Origin of the sequence: Streptomyces sp. NPDC079167 (genome assembly GCF_040686735.1) — a bacterium.
Taxonomy (GTDB): domain Bacteria; phylum Actinomycetota; class Actinomycetes; order Streptomycetales; family Streptomycetaceae; genus Streptomyces.
On the sequence record NZ_JBFBLO010000024.1, the window covers coordinates 85,309 to 104,760 of the forward strand.

The 19,452-nt window shown below is 70.7% G+C and carries 15 protein-coding genes; 7 read left to right on the forward strand and 8 right to left on the reverse strand.

The genetic code is table 11. From position 1 onward, the window contains the following. Nucleotides 1–103 precede the first annotated feature (103 nt). The 5 genes from AB0P41_RS33330 (at nt 104) to AB0P41_RS33350 (ending at nt 8,151) form a co-directional block, all read left to right on the forward strand. Nucleotides 104–1,606, forward strand: a complete 1,503-nt coding sequence (locus AB0P41_RS33330) for a UDP-N-acetylmuramoyl-L-alanyl-D-glutamate--2,6-diaminopimelate ligase (RefSeq protein ID WP_356714593.1) — start codon at nt 104–106, stop codon at nt 1,604–1,606. A 193-nt stretch (nt 1,607–1,799) separates the two neighbouring features. Next, nucleotides 1,800–3,314, forward strand: a complete 1,515-nt coding sequence (locus tag AB0P41_RS33335; protein ID WP_365935859.1) for a carboxylesterase family protein — start codon at nt 1,800–1,802, stop codon at nt 3,312–3,314. 176 nt (nt 3,315–3,490) lie between these two features. Continuing rightward, entirely contained in the window at nt 3,491–4,624 is a 1,134-nt protein-coding gene (locus AB0P41_RS33340; protein ID WP_365935875.1) for a S1 family peptidase, read from the forward strand. Nucleotides 4,625–5,162: 538 nt separating this feature from the next. Further along, the gene (locus AB0P41_RS33345) at nt 5,163–6,293 is read left to right on the forward strand and encodes a DUF1996 domain-containing protein (RefSeq protein WP_365935861.1); all 1,131 of its coding nucleotides are present in this window, start codon (nt 5,163–5,165) and stop codon (nt 6,291–6,293) included. A 91-nt stretch (nt 6,294–6,384) separates the two neighbouring features. Continuing rightward, nucleotides 6,385–8,151, forward strand: coding sequence for a discoidin domain-containing protein (locus AB0P41_RS33350; RefSeq protein ID WP_365935863.1), 1,767 nt, complete (start codon nt 6,385–6,387; stop codon nt 8,149–8,151). A 214-nt stretch (nt 8,152–8,365) separates the two neighbouring features. On the opposite strand, the gene AB0P41_RS33355 is transcribed toward AB0P41_RS33350, so the two are convergent. The 5 genes from AB0P41_RS33355 to AB0P41_RS33375 all read right to left on the reverse strand — a co-directional run bounded on the left by AB0P41_RS33355 (nt 8,366) and on the right by AB0P41_RS33375 (nt 13,448). Next, nucleotides 8,366–8,743, reverse strand: coding sequence for a hypothetical protein (locus AB0P41_RS33355; protein WP_356714597.1), 378 nt, complete (start codon nt 8,741–8,743; stop codon nt 8,366–8,368). Between the two features lie 132 nt (nt 8,744–8,875). After that, nucleotides 8,876–10,234, reverse strand: a complete 1,359-nt coding sequence (locus AB0P41_RS33360; protein WP_365935866.1) for a GH1 family beta-glucosidase — start codon at nt 10,232–10,234, stop codon at nt 8,876–8,878. A 20-nt stretch (nt 10,235–10,254) separates the two neighbouring features. Next, nucleotides 10,255–11,094 carry a carbohydrate ABC transporter permease gene (locus AB0P41_RS33365; RefSeq protein WP_356714617.1) on the reverse strand — a complete coding sequence of 280 codons (840 nt, stop codon included), beginning with the start codon at nt 11,092–11,094 and terminating at the stop codon, nt 10,255–10,257. Nucleotides 11,095–11,113: 19 nt separating this feature from the next. Beyond that, a complete protein-coding gene (locus AB0P41_RS33370; RefSeq protein ID WP_356714599.1) occupies nt 11,114–12,124 on the reverse strand; it encodes a sugar ABC transporter permease in 1,011 nt (336 codons plus the stop codon). Nucleotides 12,125–12,134: 10 nt separating this feature from the next. Then, entirely contained in the window at nt 12,135–13,448 is a 1,314-nt protein-coding gene (locus AB0P41_RS33375; protein WP_356714600.1) for a sugar ABC transporter substrate-binding protein, read from the reverse strand. Between the two features lie 143 nt (nt 13,449–13,591). On the opposite strand from AB0P41_RS33375, the gene AB0P41_RS33380 reads away from it, so the two are divergent. Further along, nucleotides 13,592–14,926, forward strand: coding sequence for an ROK family transcriptional regulator (locus AB0P41_RS33380; RefSeq protein WP_356714601.1), 1,335 nt, complete (start codon nt 13,592–13,594; stop codon nt 14,924–14,926). A gap of 81 nt (nt 14,927–15,007) precedes the next feature. Here the strand turns inward: AB0P41_RS33380 and AB0P41_RS33385 are convergent, their stop codons facing one another. Next, complete coding sequence (locus AB0P41_RS33385) at nt 15,008–16,078, reverse strand: LacI family DNA-binding transcriptional regulator (protein ID WP_365935868.1); 1,071 nt, start codon at nt 16,076–16,078, stop codon at nt 15,008–15,010. Nucleotides 16,079–16,285: 207 nt separating this feature from the next. On the opposite strand from AB0P41_RS33385, the gene AB0P41_RS33390 reads away from it, so the two are divergent. Further along, nucleotides 16,286–17,584 (forward strand): transglycosylase family protein, encoded by a 1,299-nt coding sequence (locus tag AB0P41_RS33390; RefSeq protein ID WP_356714603.1) that lies wholly within the window; start codon nt 16,286–16,288, stop codon nt 17,582–17,584. On the opposite strand, the gene AB0P41_RS33395 is transcribed toward AB0P41_RS33390, so the two are convergent. Continuing rightward, nucleotides 17,554–18,690 carry a DMT family transporter gene (locus tag AB0P41_RS33395; RefSeq protein WP_356714604.1) on the reverse strand — a complete coding sequence of 379 codons (1,137 nt, stop codon included), beginning with the start codon at nt 18,688–18,690 and terminating at the stop codon, nt 17,554–17,556. The genes AB0P41_RS33390 and AB0P41_RS33395 overlap by 31 nt on opposite strands. A gap of 244 nt (nt 18,691–18,934) precedes the next feature. Next, complete coding sequence (locus AB0P41_RS33400; protein ID WP_356714606.1) at nt 18,935–19,390, reverse strand: ATP-binding protein; 456 nt, start codon at nt 19,388–19,390, stop codon at nt 18,935–18,937. Between the last annotated feature and the right edge of the window lie 62 nt (nt 19,391–19,452).

Consider the following 19,452-nt stretch of genomic DNA (forward strand, 5'->3'; position numbering starts at 1 on the left):
CTCGTACGCGCTCCACTTCACCACCGCAGCTTCGGCGCACCGCCGTCGCGGCGTTCCGGCGACGGCCGCACCACGGCTCGAGCCACCCCTCGAAGGGACCACCTTGAAGCTGAGCGAGCTGCTGGCCGGACAGACCCACCACATCCTCCAGGGTGACCCGGAGCGGACGCGCATCACCGCGGGCACGGCATTCGACGTGGACCGGGTGGCGCCGGGATCGCTCTTCATCGCGGTGCCGGGCCACCTGGAGGGCGGCCCCGGAGCGGTGGCCCCCGCCCTCGCCCGGGGCGCGGTGGCGGTCATGGTGGAGGACGGCTGCGTACTGCCGGCGGCGGCGGAGGACGCCTGTGTCGTGCGGGTGCCGGACACCCGGGCCGCGGCGGCGGTCGCCGCCTCCCGGTACTACGGCGAGCCGGGGCGCGGGATGGACATGGTGGCGATCACCGGCACCAACGGCAAGACCTCCGTCTCGTACATGGTCGAGTCCGTGCTGCGGATCTCCGAAGGGGCGACCGCCGGGGTCATCGGCACGGCCGGCAGCCGCATCGGTGACGAGGTGATCCCGATGCCCCGGTCGGTCCTCTCCACCCCCGAGTCCCCCGATCTCCAGTACCTGCTGGGGTGCATGCGTGACCGGGGTGCCGGAACCGTCGTGCTGGAGGCCACGTCCATGGGCCTGCTGACGCACCGCGTCGACCGCACGTTCCTCGACGTGGGGGTCTTCACCAACCTCAGCCAGGACCACCTGGACGACCACGGCACGATGGAGAACTACCGGGACGCCAAGCTCCGGCTCTTCCAGGGACTGTGCGAGCACGCCGTGGTCAACGCCGACGACCCCGTGGGTGCCCGGATCGGGACGATGATGCCGGGCGCGGTGACCACCTACGCCCTCGACACCGAGGCCGACTACCGGGCCACCGATCTGGTCGTCGACGCCTCGGGCACCCGCTTCACGCTGCATCACGACGGCCGCAAGTACCCGGCCGCGATCCCCGCACCCGGCAGGTTCTCCGTCTCCAACGCGCTGGCCACGGTGGCGGCCTGCCACACCCTGGGGCACGACCTCGCCGGGCTCGTCTCCGCGCTCGAACGGATGCCGCAGATCCCGGGCCGCTTCGAACGTGTCACGACCGTCGGAGGCGCCTCGGTGATCGTCGACTACGCCCACTCGCCGGACTCGCTGAACAAGGTGCTCGGCACCATCCGCGGCTTCGCCCGGTCCAAGGTCATCACCGTCTTCGGGTGCGGCGGGGACAGGGACACCACCAAGCGAGCCGAGATGGGCGCGATCGCCGGGACGTACTCCGACCTGTGTGTGCTGACCTCCGACAACCCGCGCGACGAGGACCCCGAGGCCATCCTGGACCAGGTCGCCCCCGGCATCGAGTCCACCGGCACCCCGTACGAACGCCTCGCCGACCGCCGCCGGGCCATCGCCTTCGCACTCGCGGAAGCAGGGCCCGGTGACATCGTCCTGATCGCGGGCAAGGGCAGCGAGCCCTACCAGATCGTCGGTGACCGACTGCTGCCCTTCAGCGACATGGCCACGGTGCGGGAACTCGCCGACATCCCGGCCGCGCGGACCCAGCCCGTCCTGCGGTAGGCCGGCGCGAAGGCGGGCTCCCGCTCAACGCCGTCGAGCGGACCTCCCGGACGCCGGTACCGACGGACCGTGGACCGCCCGGCTGATTCACATCGCCGCCGTGTGGATCGGCGCCGTACAGGTGTTGGCCCGGACCGTCCGCCCGGTGCGAGGCTGGCACCGGGCCCCGGCCGGGGCGGAACGGGGAGCATCGATGGAAGAGTTCAGGACGAAGGCCGGAGTGGTCGCCGGACGGAGAGCCGACCGTGATCCGGGGGTCGTCGTACTGCGCGGAATCCCTTACGCCGCGCCCCCGTTCGACGCCGGAAGGTTCCGCGCTCCCCGCCCCGCCGCCCCCTGGGACGGCGTCCGGGACTGCGCCGGATTCGGACCCGTGGCCCCGCAGTCCGCCGAGCTGCCCGGGTCGCCGACGTGGTCACCGGGGGACGAGGACATCCTCAGCCTCAACATCTGGACCCCCGGCGGCAGCGGCGACACGCTCCCCGTGCTCGTCTGGATCCACGGCGGCGCCTACGCCTTCGGCTCCTCGGCCCAGCCGGACTTCGACGGAACGGTCCTGGCGGGTCATGGACTCGTGGTCGTCACCCTCAACTACCGGCTGGGCTTCGAGGGGTTCGGCCATGTCCCGCCCGCCGACGGCGAGGAACCCTGTCCTGACAACCGTGGGCTGCTCGACCAGATCGCCGCTCTGCGGTGGGTACGGGAGAACATCGCCTCGTTCGGCGGTGACCCCGGCCGGGTCACCCTGGCCGGACAGTCCTCCGGGGCGACCTCGGTCGCCTGCCTGATGGTGATGGACGGGGCGCGCGGCCTGTTCCACCGTGCCGTCGCGCACAGCGCCGTGAACGCCTGCGCCTCCCCGGAATCCGCTGCCCGCACCACGGCGGAGGTCGCCGCCGCGGCCGGTGTCCCCGCCACGTACGGAGGGCTGGTCTCCGCCTCCCCGAAGACGCTGGTCGATGCCACCGACCGGGTGACCGACCGATACCGGCGCGATCCCGGCTCCGGGGCGCGGCACTACGACCCCGCGATCTACGGACCCGTGGCCGGGAGCGCCACCCTGCCGCTCGACCCCCTCACCGCGTTCGCCCGCGGCGCCGGCCGCGAGATCGACCTGCTGGTCTGCCACACCGCGGAGGAGTACTGGCTGCTGGACGCGGTGGGCAGCTGCGCGAAGGTCACCGAGAAGCGACAACTCGAAGCTTTCGCCCGCGACTTCGGTGTCCCGGCAGCCGTGCTGGACGGTTATCGCGAGCTCAGGCCGGAGGCCTCCGTGCACGACACCTATCTGGCCGTGTACGGGGATCTGCTGTTCGGCGAGTACAGCTGCGGACTGGCCGAGGCCCACACACGGGGAGGCGGGCGGAGCCGGCTCTCGCGCTTCGTCCGGCAGCGCGACGGGCGGGGGAGGCCGGTCAGGGCCTGGCACTGCGCGGACATCCCCTTCGCCTTCGGCACCGTGGACGACGCACACGTCCACTTCCTCATCGGGGGGCCTCCGGGGGCAGCCGACCGCGCACTCGCCTCGCGCATGACGCGGGCCTGGGCGGAGTTCGCGGCCACCGGCGACCCCGGCTGGCCACCGCTCACGGCAGAGGGCGGACCCGTACGGATCTGGGACACCTCCACCGACGACGCCCCCGCAGGCCGGTGGGACGCGTTCCGTGTGCCGTGGCGCAGCTCCGGCCTCCCGCTGCTGATGCCCTGACCTTCCGGAGCGGCCGGTTCATTCGGACGACGTCATTGGCATGGACCTGCCCGTCCAACTGGACTACAGTCCGTAGCGGTACCTCTGAGAGCGCTCTCAGACGGCTCTCGGATGCTTCTGTTCCACCCCCACGATGCTGGAACAACAGAAGGGGCACTCCCTTGAGACACACGACGATGGTGCGGACCGGTCTCTCCGCACTGCTCATCATCGGCACCTGGGCGACCGCCGGTCTGACACAGGCGTCGGCGGCGGACTCCGCTTCCTCCGCCGAACCGCAGGCGTCGGCCGGGATCATCACGGCCATGCAGCGCGACCTCGGCCTGACGAAGAGGCAGGCCGAGGCGCGGCTCACCGCGGAGAAGGCGGCCACAGCTCTGCAAGGAACGGCGCGGAAGGCGGCCGGGACGTCGTTCGGCGGCTCCTGGTTCGACGCGGACAGCGGCCGGCTGACGGTCGCAGTCACGGACAGCGGCAAGGCCGGTGCCGTACGGGCGACCGGCGCCGAGGTCCGGGTGGTCGGTCACACGGCGCGCGAACTCGACGCGGTCAAGAACAAGCTGGACGCACTGTCCGCACCCAGCGGCGTCAGCAGCTGGCACGTCGATCCCCGGGCGAACAGCGTCGTGGTGAGTGTCGTCGCCTCCGAACAGGGTGACAACGATGTCCGGGCGTTCGTCGCCAAGGCGCGCAAGGCGGGCCCCGTCACGGTGAAACCGACCGCCGAGGCCCCGCAGACGTTCGCTGCGGGCACGGTCGGCGGCGACCCGTACTACACCGGCAACGTCCGCTGCTCCATAGGCTTCTCGGTGCACGGCGGCTTCGTCACGGCAGGCCACTGCGGCCAGGCGGGCGGAGCGGTCCGGGGCTGGGACAACTCCGCCATCGGCTCGTTCCAGGGCTCGTCCTTCCCGGACAACGACTACGCCTGGGTGAACGTGGGCAGCGGCTGGTGGACCGTGCCCGTGGTCCTGGGCTGGGGCACCGTGTCCGACCAGCTGGTCCGCGGGTCCAACGAGGCCCCGATCGGCGCGTCCATCTGCCGCTCCGGCTCCACCACCCACTGGCACTGCGGCAACGTCCTCGCCAAGAACGAGACCGTCAACTACAGCCAGGGTGCCGTCCACCAGATGACCAAGACCAGCGTCTGCGCCGAAGGCGGCGACTCGGGCGGCTCGTTCATCAGCGGTGACCAGGCGCAGGGTGTCACCTCGGGCGGCTGGGGCAACTGCAGCAGCGGCGGTGAGACCTGGTACCAGCCCGTCAACGAGATCCTCAACCGCTACGGACTGACCCTCCACACGGCCTGACGGTGAAGCCCGCCGGGCCCACGGTCCGGCGGAACGTGACCGGTCTGCTGCGGCAGCAGGGTGGCCCCCTGCCGCAGCAGACCCATGGGGCCCTCGTCCGGATCGAGCCGGGCTCGCGGGCCCCTTTCGCGGTGCTGCCGGTCACTCGCCGGACCGCCCTCCCCGTGCGGGTGAGGTCACCGCTCCGGCGGGACGGGCGGCCGCGTACGAAGCCGCTGTCCGCGGCTCCTCGGTGGTGGCGGACCGCGCGACGTACGGAACGAGGCTGACGGAGCCGGCTCCCGCCGCAGTTGAACGACCCCGCGGAACACGGTGCGCTCAAGCGCTGCCGCTCGACAGCCACCGCCCCGAACTCCCCTCGCAGTGACTCCCGTTCGCGGACTCTTGACATGTTCTCAACCGCGGCGCAACACTGACAGCGCCCGGGAGAGCGCTCTCCCGAGCCTCCGTGCACCATTCCGTACGACGCACCGTCCAGCTCCACTCTCCCCCACCGCGCACCCGATGTGTGCGGACGCAGAGCGTCATGGAGGTCCGCATGACAGAAAGAATCAGCAGAACCACCCTGGTGTCCGCGCTCGTCGTCGCCACCGCACTGGCCCTGGTCGTCATGAGTCTCGCGTCGATCGCCCGCAGCGGTGTTCCGGCGGACGGGGCGGCCCCGGCCGCCGGCGAGCCGGTCGCCGCGGCACACGTCATGCAGGGGACGCGGCACACGCAGGGCCACGTCATGGCGGCCGCCGACCCCGTCCCCTCGGGGGACGACCCCGACGGCGACGGATACATTCCGGCGAACCCGCCGGTCACCGGGGTGGAGCCGTCCACCGAGATCCCGCCCCACCGCTACTTCCACGAGTTCCAGGCGAACTGCTCGGTGAGCCACACCGGATCGGTCGACCCGATCGTCTACCCCGGCCGGATCGGCAAGTCCCACAACCACACGTTCATGGGGAACGACACCACGGACGAGAACAGCACCACCGCCTCGCTCGGTGCGGGCGGCACGGCGTGCAAGGCGCCCGGCGACCTGTCCGCCTACTGGATGCCGACCCTCTACAACGGGGACCAGGAGGTCCGCCCGGTCGGTCCGCAGACCATCTACTACAAGGCGGGCGTCACCGACTACCGGACCGTGCGGCCCTTCCCCGAGGGGCTGCGCTTCGTCGTCGGCAGCCCGACGCAGACCGCCCAGCAGTTCCGCGACCACCCGGGCATGGTCGAGGGGTACGAGTGCGGCGAGAGCTACCACAACTACGAGTTCCCGGCCACATGCCCGACGAGTCAGGACACACAGCTCAACCTCCGTATGCAGGCGCCCAGTTGCTGGGACGGCAAGCACCTGGACACCCCGGACCACCAGGCCCACATGGCCTACCCGGTCGTGATGGGCGCCAACCAGGACGTCTGCCCGGCCAGCCACCCGGTCGCCCTGCCGATGATCGAGTTCAAGATGGCCTGGCCGGTCAACGGTGACATGTCCCGGGTGAGACTGGCCAGCGGCACGGGGCACTCCTTCCATTACGACTTCTTCAACGCCTGGGACGAAGCGACCCTGGACGCCATGGTCGGCCACTGCATCGTGGGCGGCCTGCAGTGCGACGCCCGGGGCTACGACCAGAACAACCCCGGCGAGGGCGCCGCACTGGACGAGAACTACGAACTGCCCTGATCTCCCCGTCTCTCCCTCGTGGGTGCACCGCGCCCGCGAGGGAGAGCGCTCTCCTGATCAACTCGACTCCCCCCACGAGGAGCTGTCACCCATGAAGACGTCACGTCCCACCCCCGCGGCCCGCCGCCGCAGACGCACGACGGCACGTCTCGCCGTCGCCGCCCTCGTCGCCGCAGGAGCGGCCACCCTCCCCGTGCCCGCCGCGCAGGCGGCCGGCAGCGTGGTGAAGGTCGAGGGATCGCAGGGCGCCTGGAAGCTGACCGTCGACGGTTCGCCGTACACCGTGAAGGGCCTGACCTGGGGCCCGGCCGTCGCGGACGCCGGGAAGTACATGCCGGACGTCAGGTCGATGGGCGTCAACACCATCCGGACCTGGGGCACGGACGCCACGACGAAGCCGCTGCTGGACAGCGCGGCGGACAACGGCATCAAGGTCGTCGCAGGCTTCTGGCTGCAGCCGGGCGGCGGCCCCGGCAGCGGCGGGTGCGTCAACTACCTGACGGACACCGACTACAAGAACAACATGCTCGCCGAGTTCCCCAAGTGGGTGGAGACCTACAAGGACCACCCAGGGGTCCTCATGTGGAACGTGGGCAACGAGTCCGTGCTCGGTCTGCAGAACTGCTACAGCGGTGACGCCCTCGAACAGCAGCGCGATGCCTACACGACGTTCGTCAACGACATCACCAAGAAGATCCACGCCGTCGACGCCGACCACCCGGTCACCTCGACCGACGCGTGGACCGGGGCGTGGCCGTACTACAAGAAGAACGCGCCCGATCTCGACCTGTACGCGGTGAACTCCTACGGCGCCGTCTGCGACATACGGAAGACCTGGGAGGAGGGAGGCTTCGACAAGCCCTACATAGTGACCGAGGGCGGCCCCGCGGGCGAGTGGGAGGTGCCCGACGACGCCAACGGCGTACCGGACGAGCCGACCGACGTCGCCAAGGCGGACGGGTACGGCAAGGCGTGGGAGTGCGTCACGGACCACACCGGAGTGGCGCTCGGCGCGACCCTGTTCCACTACGGCACCGAGTACGACTTCGGCGGCGTCTGGTTCAACCTGCTCCCGGCGGGCCAGAAGAGGCTCTCCTACTACGCGGTGAAGAAGGCGTACGGGGCCGCCACCCCGGGCGACAACACACCGCCCGTGATCACCGGCATGACGGTGGACAACGCCTCGGCCGTCCAGGCCGGCAAGCCCTTCACCGTGAGGGCGTCGGTCTCCGACCCCGACGGTGACCAGCTCACGCACCAGGTGCTGCTGGGCAGCAAGTACGTGGACGACAGCGGGCAGCTCGTCGACGCGCCGTTCACGGACAAGGGCAACGGCACCTTCGAGGTCACCGCTCCGGACCGGCTCGGCGTGTGGAAGGTCTACATCAAGAGCTCGGACGGCAAGGGCAACGTCGGCATCGAGACGAAGTCCTTCCGGGTCGTCCCGCCCCAGGCCGGAGGTACGAACGTGGCGGCGGGCAAGCCGGCCACCGCGTCCACCTTCCAGCCGGACAGCACCGGCTGCCCCTGCCCCGCCGGAAACGCTGTCGACGGGTCCTTCGACACCCGCTGGGCCAGCGACTGGTCAGACCAGCAGTGGATCCAGGTGGACCTCGGGGCCAGGACCGCGTTCGACCACGTGCAGCTCGCCTGGGAGACCGCGTACGCCAAGGGATACACCCTCCAGACCTCGGACGACGGCCAGAACTGGACCACCGTACACACCGTCACGGAGGGCAACGGCGGTATCGACGACCTCGACGTCACGGGTGAAGCGCGCTACGTACGGGTGAACACCACCGTGCGCGGCACCCCTTGGGGCTATTCGCTCTACGAGTTCGGGGTCTACCGGAGCTGACCGCCCGCAGGAACCACCGCACCGTCCCACTCCCCGCCGTCGGTGCGGCCGGGGAGCCCGCGGCGGGCCACGGGAGACCGAGGTCCGCCGCGGACTCGTGCGCGTGCCCCGCAGGCGTGGGTCCCTGGCCGGCGACGGACCGTCACCGGAGAGCCGCTCGGTGTACCGGACGGCAGGCACTCCGCCGCACCGGCCCCGCGCACGCCCTCAACCGTCAGGGGGTTTCCTCCGGGCCCTCGTCGCCCGAGCTCAGTTCCTCGGCCCGCAGGGCCAGGTCCTGCAGCACGTCGGCAGAGGTCACGTCCTCCTGCCCGGAGTCGTGGATCTGGGCGAGCGCGATGAAGGCCAGCGTGAACGCCCCGACCAGCTGTTCGACGGCGCCGCCGACCTCGCGCCCCACCAGGACGGCCATCTCCTCGACAGTGGCGTCTGAGGGGATGGCGATGTGCGGCATCGTCTCGTTGAGAAGGGTCGTCACCATGTTCTCGCCGGCGGCGGGGTCGCCGCCCATCTCCTCCTCGGCGTGGCGCTGCATCTCGCCCGCCTCCGTGAGGATGCCGATCACTCGCTTGAGGACTTCGCTCTGCTCCATACGGTGAGCATATGCGCCTGACCTCTCACGTCCGATCGCCCTCCGGCGGTGTGCCGGACGGCAGCGCCCCCGGACACCGGCAGGTGGGGCTGCCTGTGTCCGGGGGCGCTGGCCGTCGCCCGGGGAAGGGGCTCAGACCACCTCGCGAGGCCTGCCGCCCGAGAGCTCGCGGATCAGCTCCGCATAACGCCGCCCGCTGCTCTTGACGGTGCGCCGCTGGGTCGCGTAGTCGACGTGGACCAGGCCGAAGCGCTTGTCGTAGCCGTACGCCCACTCGAAGTTGTCCAGGAGCGACCAGGCGAAGTAGCCGGCCAGGGGCGCGCCCTTGCGTACCGCGCGGGCGCAGGCGGCGAGGTGTTCCTCCAGATAGCGCGTGCGCTCCGGGTCGTGCACCGAGCCGTCGGGCCGGACGGTGTCACGGTAGGCCGAGCCGTTCTCGGTGACGTAGATCCGCTGGGCCCCGTACTCCTCGGTGAGGCGCAGCAGCAGCTGCTCCAGGCCCTCGGAGTGGACCTCCCAGTCCATGGCGGTCTCCCGGGCGCCGGGCAGTCGTACCTGCCGGGCGTGCGGGACGGGGCCGTGCGCGTCGGCGGTGACGATCTGGCGGAAGTAGTAGTTCAGCCCGATCCAGTCCAGCGGCGCGGCGATGGTCTCCAGGTCGCCCGGGCGCAGGGGGAGTTCGACGCCGTAGAGGTCGACCATGTCCTGCGGGTAGCCCCGGCCGTGTATCGGGTCCAGCCACCACCGGTTGATGTGGCCGTCGGCCCGGACCGCGGCGGCGAGGTCGGCGGGGCTGTCACTCGCGGGCTCGATCGGGCTGAGGTTGTTGACGATGCCGACGCGGGCGTCCGGGGACAGCGCGCGGATCGCCCGCACTGCCAGACCGTGGCCGAGATGGAGGTGGTACGAGGCACGCACGGCCGCCGTGAGATCGGTCAGGCCCGGCGCCATCCTCCCCTCGAGGTGGCCGATCCACGCCGAGCAGAGGGGCTCGTTGAGCGTCGCCCAGTCCTTCACCCGGTCGCCGAGGCGCTCGACGACGACGGAGGAGTACGCCGCGAAGTGCTCGGCGGTCTCGCGTACGGTCCAGCCGCCCCGGTCCTGGAGCACCTGCGGGAGATCCCAGTGGTAGAGCGTGGCGAACGGGGTGATCCCGGCCTCGAGCAGGCCGTCCACCAGCCGGTCGTAGAAGTCGAGTCCGGCCTTGTTCACCGGGCCGTCGCCACCGGGCACGACGCGGGGCCAGGCCACGGAGAACCGGTAGGCGCCCGCGCCGAGCTGCTTGATGAGACCGATGTCCTCCGGGACCCGGTGGTAGTGGTCGCAGGCCACGTCGCCGGTGTCACCGTTGTCGATGGTGCCCGCAGTGTGGGAGAAGGTGTCCCAGATCGACGGGGAGCGGCCGTCCTCGGCCACAGCGCCCTCGATCTGGTACGCGGCGGTGGCGACCCCCCAGGTGAAGTCGTGGGGGAGAGCACTGAGGTCGTTCACTGGCTGCCTTTCCGTAACGGTCACTTGACGGCTCCCGCGGTGAGTCCGGCGACGAGGTAGCGCTGCAGGAGCAGGAATCCCGCGACCACGGGCACGCTCACGACGAGTGAGGCGGCCATGACCTGGTTCCAGTAGACGTCGTTCTGGGTGGCGTAACCCTGCAGCCCCACCGCGAGGGTGCGGGTGGCGTCGTTCGTCATCACGGAGGCGAACAGCACCTCGCCCCACGCCGTCATGAACGCGTACACGGACACCGCGACGATCCCCGGCACGGCGGCCGGCACGACCACCCGGAAGAGGGCGCGGATCGGGCCGCAGCCGTCCACCATGGCGGCCTCGTCCAGGTCCCTGGGGATGGAGTCGAAGTAGCCGATCAGCATCCAGATGGAGAAGGGCAGCGAGAACGTCAGATAGGTGAGGATCAGCCCGCCCCGCGAGCCGTACAGAGCCAGGCCGGTGCTGTTGCCGATGTTGACGAAGATCAGGAACAGCGGGAGGAGGAAGAGGATCCCCGGGAACATCTGGGTGGAGAGGACCGTGACGGTGAAGACACGCTTGCCGCGGAAGCTGTAGCGGCTCACGGCATAGGCCGAGAACACCGCGATCACCACCGAGAAGACGGTCGCCGAGCCCGCCACGATCAGCGAGTTCACGAAGTACTTGGCGAGCGGGACGGTCTCCCAGATGTCGAAGTACGGCTGGACGGTCAGATCCTGGGGGATCCACCGGAACTTCCCCGACACGTCCTGGAGCGGCTTCAGGGAGCTGCTGATCATCACGTAGACCGGCAGCAGGACGAAGCCCGCGAGCAGGGTCAGGACGACGCGGCGGGTCCACAGGAAGGACCGGGGTGCGGCCATGGGGGACCGGGCGGTGCGGCTAGGCACGGGAACCCTTCCTTCCGCGTGAGGTGAGGAACAGGTAGGCGGCGGTCACGACCAGGAGGAAGAGCAGGAGCAGCACGGACATCGCGGAGCCGGTCCCGAAGTTCCAGGTGACGAACGAGGACTGGTAGATGTGGACCGAGATGAGGTCCGCGTTTTCCGGAGCCGCCCTCCCGAAGAGGACGTAGGGCGTGTTGAAGTCGTTGAACGTCCACAGGAACAGCACGAGCACCAGCACCTGGTTGACGGGCCGCAGCGAGGGAAGTGTGATCTTGCGGATCTGCTGCCAGATGCCCGCACCGTCGATCGAGGCGGCCTCGTACAGCTCACGCGGGATGTTCTGGAGCGCCGCCATCAGCATGAGGAACGCGAAGGGCCATCCCTTCCAGACCGAGACGATGATCAGCGCGTAGATGCTGTTGTCGCCGATCAGCCAGAAGGACGGCTGGTCGGTCAGACCCAGCTGGTCGTGCAGCACGTGGTTGACCAGCCCGTTGTCCCGCTGGAACATGAACGCCCAGGTGATGACCGCCGCGTAGACCGGCAGGGCGTACGGGACGAGGAAGACGGCCCGCAGGAAGCCGCGGCCCCGGAAGTTCTCCTGGAGCATGATCGCCGCGGCCACTCCGAAAAGCCATGCGAGACCTACGGCGAAGAAGGTGAAGACACAGGTGACGAAGAAGGACTGGAGCAGGGCCTCACCGATCGGCGCGTCGAAGTCGACGGCGATCTCGTAGTTCTCCAGACCCGTCCAGGGCGCCGCGCCCCAGTTGTTGATGAAGAACTGGGTGAGCTGACGGAAGCTCATCACGATGCCGGTGATCATCGGGATCAGATGGATGAGGAGTTCGAGCAGGACGGCCGGGAGGAGCAGGAGGTAGGGCAGTCCGCCGCGGCGGATCCGGTCGGGGATGCGCGGCATCCGGCGCCGCGCACCCCCGCTGCCCCGGTTCGAACCCCTGGCCGACTTGTCGACTCCGGGGTCGGTGGTCACGGTGGCGGTCATGGAGAGAGCCTCACTGCTGCATCGTCTGCTGGGCCTTTTCGAGGCGCGCCTTGACTGAGTCGGTGGTGACGGGTGTGCCGGCCGCGGCGTCCGCGAACAGCTCCTTGACCGCGGTGCCCACGGCTGTCTCGAACTGCGACTCGTTGGGCACCTGGGGGAGCGGGGCGGCGCTGTTGGCGAGGGTGTCGCGCAGGACCTTGAGCTCCGGGGCGGCGAACGCGGGATCGGACTGGGCGGCCTTGACCGGCGGTATCGATCCGTAGGTCTTGCAGAGGATCTTCTGTTCCTCGTCGCTCGTCATGAACTTCACGAACTTCTTCGCGCCGTCGATGTTCTTGGTGTTCTTGAACACCGCCATGTTGATGCCGGCCACCATGGAGTTGGTCTGCCTGCCCTCGCCCGGCGCACCGGACGGAACGGGGACGGGGGCCACACCCCAGTCCTCGGGCTTCATGCCCTGGGCGGCGAAGGTGGTGGCGGCGGCCTGCCACAGGACCATGGCCGTCCGGCCCTTGGCGAAGTCCGTCAACGACTGGTTCTGGGCGTACTCCGCGTTGCCCGGAGCGATGATCTTGTCCTTCGCCATGAAGTCGACGTACTGCTTCACGGCGGCGACGGCACCGTCCGAGGTGAAGTCCGCCTTGCCCTCCTCGTCGAAGAAGTCCGCGCCGTGCTGCTGCCCCAGGACGAACGTCTGGTGGATGTTGTTGGACAGGTTGGAACCCTCGGCGCCCAGGGCCCACTTGCCGTCCTTGGAGAGCTTCTTCCCGTCCTCGACGAGCTGGTCCCAGGTGGCCGGCGGCGTCGTGATGCCCGCGTCGGCGAACATCTTCTTGTTGTAGTAGAGGGCGTACGACAGGGAGTAGAGCGGCACCGCGGCGGGAGGCTCGCCCTCCTTGCCGGCGGAGGCGACCGCCGAGTCGATGAAGCGGTCCCTGCCGCCGATCGCCTCGAAGTTCTTGTCGTCCCAGGGGAGCAGCGCGCCGGTGGCCTGGAGTGACGCGGTCCAGGTGTTGCCGATGTTCAGTACGTCCGGGCCCTGCCCCGACGTGGTGGCGGCGAGGATGCGGTTCAGCAGGTCGGCCCAGGGGACGACCTCCAGCTTCACCTTGATCCCGGTCTCCTTCTCGAACTTCTTCAGCTCCGGAGTGAGGATCTTCTTGTCGGCCTCGATGTTCGGCCCCTGGTTGGACGCCCAGTACGTCAGGGTCTTCGGCGACTCGTTGCTGCCGCCGCCCGAAGACGTCCCGCCCCCGCAGCCGGTGACTCCGACGGCGACGGACATGGCGAGCGTGACGGCTGCTGCGGCTCTGAGGTGACGCATGAAAGGTGGCCCCTTTCCGGGGAGGGCGCGGTTCGGGATCCGAACGACCCTTCCGCTCTTAATTTAAGATGTGATTTAAGAGGTGAAGAAAGTGCGCGTCAAGAGCCGGGGCCGGGGTATGTTGCCGGGGCGAAGGGAGCAACATGGCTGAGCGCAGCAGACGGACCGTGCGTGACCTGCGAAGGGGCAATCGGGCGCGGGTATTGCAACGGTTGTATTTCGACGGCCCGCTGAGCCGTCAGGAGCTGGGACCCGCGACCGGGCTCAGTTCGGGATCCATCAGCAACGTGGTCGCCGAGCTGGCCTCCGAAGGGCTCCTGGAGGAGGCGGGCATCGTCGACTCCGACGGCGGGCGCCCGCGCACCCTGCTGCGGACCGCTCCGGGGGGAGGGCTGTTCGTCGGCATCGACATCGGGGAGACCCGGGTGCGCGTCGAGCTCTTCGACCTCTCACTGACGGAGCTGGCCCGTACCGACCGCCTCTTGGCGCAGCACGGCTACGACGTGGAGCGCATCGTCGGGCATGTCCGGTCGGGCGTTGCCGACGTCCTGCGCGACGCGGGCGCCGACCCCCGCATGCTGCTCGGCATCGGCATCGGGGTGCCCGGGATCATCGAGCGCGACGCCCCGGAGGCCGCCGGCGGCCCGGGAGCGGTGGTGCACGGTCAGACCATCGGATGGAGTGCCGTCCCCTTCGAGCGGCTGCTCCGCGAGGCCGTGGAGGTGCAGCCCGAGGTGCCGTTCTTCATCGACAACGGCGCGAAGACGCTGGGTCAGGCCGAGATGTGGTTCGGTGGCGGCAGGGGCGCGGGCGCGGCAGCTGTCGCCCTGATCGGCTCCGGGGTGGGGGCGAGCGTCAACCGGGGCGACATCCTCGACGAGGACCTCTCGAACGCGGCCCTGGAGTGGGGTCACACCACCGTGCAGCTACGGGGCCGCCGGTGCCGTTGCGGCTCCATAGGCTGCCTGGAGGCGTACGCCGGTGCGGAGGCCATGCGGGAGCGCTGGCAGGAGGCGGGCGGACCGCTGCCCCCGGACGCCGACGACGAGACCGCCCTCGCGGCACTGCTCGCCGCCGCCTACCCGGGGCGCGGCGGTGCCGCCCCGGACCCGGTGGCGGTCTCGATCCTGGACGAGACGGCCGAGTGCCTCGGCGCGGCCCTGGCCGACCTGGTCAACCTCTTCCTGCCCGAACGCATCCTGCTGGGCGGCTGGGCGGGCCTGCTCATCGGCCCTCATCTGCTCCCGGCGATCCGCAGGTACGTCCAGGAGTACGCCCTCGATCACGCGGTCGCCCGCACCGCGATCGACCTGGGCCACCTGGGCCCGGACGCGGTCACGGTGGGCGCGGCGACCCTGCCCCTGTCCGACTTCCTGGCACGCGGCGGCACCCGTCCCACGCCCCAGCCCCTCCGGGCGACCACCCCGGCTCCGGGCCCCCGCCCGGCGACGGGCCGCAGCCGGACGGTGGCGGACTGACCGCGCCGGATACCACCCGGCGGGCCGCTGCCGTTCGGACAGGACACGACAGGACCCGGACCGGACAGGGGAGCAGGCCGCTCAGGCGGAGTCCCTCAGTACCAGCACCGGTTCGAAGATCACCGAGGTCGTGGGCCGGTCCGGTGCCGCCAGCCGGTCCAGCAGCAGACCGGCCATCTCCGCCGCCATGTCCTCCACGGGCTGCCGCACCGTCGTGAGCGGCGGGCGGCAGGCCGACGCGGCACTGCTGTCGTCGAAGCCGATCACGGCGACGTCCTCGGGCACCCGCCTGCCGTGTTCCCGCAGTACATGGCACGCACCCATCGCCATCAGGTCGTTGCCCGCGAACACGCCGTCCAGGGCGGGGTGCCGGGCCAGCAGCCGCTCCATCGCGGCCTCGCCGCTCTCCTGGGTGAACAGTCCCTCGGCCACCGGGACGTCGGCGTGCCCGTGCTGCGCCATCGCATCCCGGAAGCCCGCGAGCCTCTCCTGGCCCGCAGGGACGTTCAGGGGCCCGCTGATCGTGGCGATCCGGCGGCAGCCGCGCGCCAGCAGGTGTTCGGCGGCCAGCCGGGCCCCGTCCCGGTGGGCCAGGTCGACATAGCTGATCCGTGCCGGAAGGGCAGGGCGCGCGAACAGCACGGCGGACAGTCCGGCGTCAGTGATCAGGCCGGGCAGCGGGTCCTGCGGGTGGGTCGAAACGATCAGTGCCCCGTCGGCGCTGCCCTGGCGCAGATAGGCCACCACCTCGTCCCGGGCCCGCGATGTCTCGGCGAACATCAGCACCGGGTGCATCCCGCGCGGCCGTAGGTAGTCGACGATTCCGGCCACCACCCGGCCGAAGAACGGATCTGCGAAGACCTGGGAGGTGAAGGACCCCTCCCCGGCGGGTTCTTCGCCCTCCGGCTCCACCCCGGCGCCCGAGACCACCAGCGCCACGGCGCCCGCGCGCCGGGTGACCAGGGAGCGCGCCGCGCGGTTGGGCGTGTAGCCGGTGACCGAGACCGCCTGCCGGACGGCCTCCTGGATCGCCGGGTCGACGTTGCGCACCCCGTTGACCACCCGCGAGACCGTCGCGCGCGAGACGCCGGCCGCCCGCGCCACGTCCTCCAGGGTGGGCGCCGCACCGGGGGATCGGAGAGCATCCGTCATGAGGGCCTTTATAGCATCAGAGGGCGGCCGGATAGAGCGCTCTCCTGAGGGGGTCGCAGAGGTCGGACGGCGGGCGCCGCCCCGGCCCCTGGGGTGTGCGCCGGGGCGTGCGGGCGGTGTGTGGCGACTGTTCACTTGTCACCGCCCTTTGTATGCCCATAAGTTGGCCGCTTGCGACGTGTCCTACTGCAGTGGGGGAGCCTGATCATGGCCGCGAACGGACGGCACCGCAGATACCAGCCCAGCCGGCTCAACCGTGCCTCGCTCACGGTGACGGCGGGAGGCGCGGGCATCGCGCTCCCGCTGCTCACGGCTGCCTCGGCCGGAGCTGCCTCGACCGATGTGTGGGAGAAGGTCGCCGCCTGCGAGTCGACCGGCAACTGGCACATCAACACCGGTAACGGCTACTACGGCGGCCTCCAGTTCACCCGCTCCACCTGGGCGGCGTACGGGGGCACCGCCTACGCCGAGCGGGCCGACCTGGCGACCAAGGACCAGCAGATAGCCGTCGCCGAGAAGGTGCTCGGCGGGCAGGGACCGGGAGCCTGGCCGACATGTTCCGTGCGGGCGGGGCTGAAGCAGGGCAGCGACGCACCCGGCATCACCCCTCAGTCACAGCGCCAGGTCGCCGTCGAGACGACAGTGCAGGACAGGACACCGAAGTCCGGCACGCCGAAGAAGGCCGCCCCCGACACCGGTACGGCGAAGGCGTCGCCCACCGCCGTACCCGGTCAGCGCGAGTCGTACACCGTCGCACGCGGTGACTCCCTCTCCGGCATCGCGTCCGCCGAACGGGTGCAGGGCGGCTGGCAGCGGCTGTACGCCGCCAACCGCACCGTGGTGGGTGCCGATCCCGACCTCATCCTCCCGGGGCAGCGGCTGACCCTCGACGTGGCCGGCGCACCCCCGGCAGCCGCACCGAAGCGGAAAGCGGCCCCGCAGCAGGAGACGGCTCCCAAGGCCAAGCCCAAGACCGAGGCCGAACCCGAGGCCACGGAGAAGACGGCGCCCAGGACGGCCGCCCCCAAGGCCACGGAGAAGGCCCGGCCCAAGCCGGCGGCGAAGCCCGCGGCCCAGCCCGAGAAGAAGGCGTCCAAGCCGCGGTCCGCCCTCACCGCCCCCGTGTCGGCCCGCACCGGAACGCCGTACCACCAGGCCGGTTCATGGTCCAGCGGCTACCACACGGGCGTCGACTTCCCGGTGTCCACCGGCACCTCCGTGAAGGCCGTGGCCTCCGGAAAGGTCGTCTCCGCCGGCTGGGCAGGCGCCTACGGCTACGAGATCGTCATCCGGCACAGCGACGGAAAGTACAGCCAGTACGCCCACCTCTCCTCGCTCCACGTGCGCGAGGGACAGCAGGTCGGCAGCGGCCAGCGGATCGCCCGATCGGGATCCACCGGCAACAGCACCGGCCCGCACCTGCACTTCGAGATCCGCACCGGCCCCGGCTACGGATCCGACATCGACCCCCTGGCCTACCTCAGGGCCGGCGGCGTCAGCGTCTGAACGGCCCCCGCCCGGCGGCCTCCTAAGTCACCCCGGTGAGCAGAGCCGGCGGCGGGCCGGCCGCCGCCGAACTCCACGCGCCCGCCCCCGTGGTCCAACGGCAGCGTCAGCGGGAGGGAGAGCGCCGTCGGGGCGGGAAACGGGTCCGGCAGGGCCGCCGTCCCCTGCGCGGTCGCGGGCTTCGCCGGCTCCGGCAGCACCACGGCATGAGGCACGTCGGTGGCGCCCTCTCCCCCCGGCGTACGCTCCCCGGACTCCTCCCGCTCCGCCGTACGCCGCTCAGCTCCCACCCGCTCCGTGGTCAGCAGCACCAGACCGGCCGTCGCCAGCGCACCGCAGCCGAGGGCGAGCAGGGTGCCCGTCATGCCGTAGCGGAACTGCTCCCCGAACATCGTGATGCCCACGGCGGCCGCCACGACCGGGTTGACCACGGTGACCGTCGCCAGCGGCGCCGTCAGCCCGGCACCCCGGTACGCGGCCTGGGAGAGCAGCAGCCCCGCGGCTGCGAGCCCCGCGATCACCAGCAGCGTCGGCAATCCGGACGTCACCGAGCCGGAGGTCCACTCCACGGCCACGGTCTTCGTGAACACCGACGCCATACCGAAGGCGACACCGGCCCCGACGGCCAGCACCACGCTGCGCGGCATCGGCCGGTGCAGCCCCTTGGCGAGGACCAGGAGGACCACCACGGCACCGGACGTCCCGGCCGCGAGCATCAGCTGCTCGGGACCGGCCAGCGTGTGGGACCCGGCGCTCCCCGTGAGGGCCAGCAGCCCGGCGAGACCCACCGTGGCCATCAGGGCCCCGCGCCACGCCGTCCGTCCCGCCCTGCGGCGGACGAAGAGAGCCGCCATCGGCAGCGCGAAGACGATAGTCAGGGCACCGAGGGGCTGCACGAGGCTGAGCGGCCCGTACGCCAGCGCCACGACGTGCAGCACCGCTCCCACACCGTTGAGCGCCACAGCCACCCACCAGGTGGCGTTGCGAAGGGGTGCGTACGGGCGGCTGTCACCGGCCGCGGCCACGTGCTCCTGGACGATCGCCCCGGCCGCGTAGGCGACCGCGGAGACCAGTGACAGCAGCACGGAAAGCGCGAGGGAACTCATGTACACCACGATGTCCCGTCGGAGCCTCCGCGTCGTCGTCCCTGAGGCGGCGATTCGGCGTACTGCTCCGGTAGTACGTCCATCCCTCCAGGGTCCTCCTCCCGACGGTAGTCCGCCTCGCCCGAGGGCTCAGAAGTTCACCGGGAAGGTGGCACCATGCCGTCGGAGCGGCGCACCACGCGGCCGGGACGAGCGGAATGCCCGGTCGCCCCGGACCGGGGGCACGTGCCGTCGTCGAGGACGCTCAGGTACTGAGCATGAACTCGGCGCGGATGCGTTTGCCGACGGGCACCCGCTCCGCCGTGACCCGGTCGCAGAGCGCGACCACGATCTCCATGCCGTGACCGCCGAGACGGGCCGGGTCGGGGGAGTAGAGCACCGGGAGCGCCGTGCTGCTGTCGTACACCGTGACGCTGATGCGCCGCGCGTCGCCCTCCAGCTCCAGCAGGTACGGGCCGTGGCTGTAGCGGTCCGCATTGGTGATGAGCTCGCTGACCGCCAGCATCAGATCACTGCGGGTGTGCTCACCGAGGACCGCGAGCCACTCCGCCACGAGCCGTGCCAGGAAACGGTCGGCGAGCGCCCGGGCCTGCGCGATGCACCCGGGCTCGCCGTCGAACACCTCGGCGGTGAGCAGAACCTCCGTGGACGGTGACCCCTGGAACGGGTCGTCCGGCCGTGAGGTGGCCTGTTCGTTCATGTGCTCCAGCCAAGGCGCCGCAGGGGAGGTCGTGGACCTCTTCTCGCCGTTCGTCTACCCGC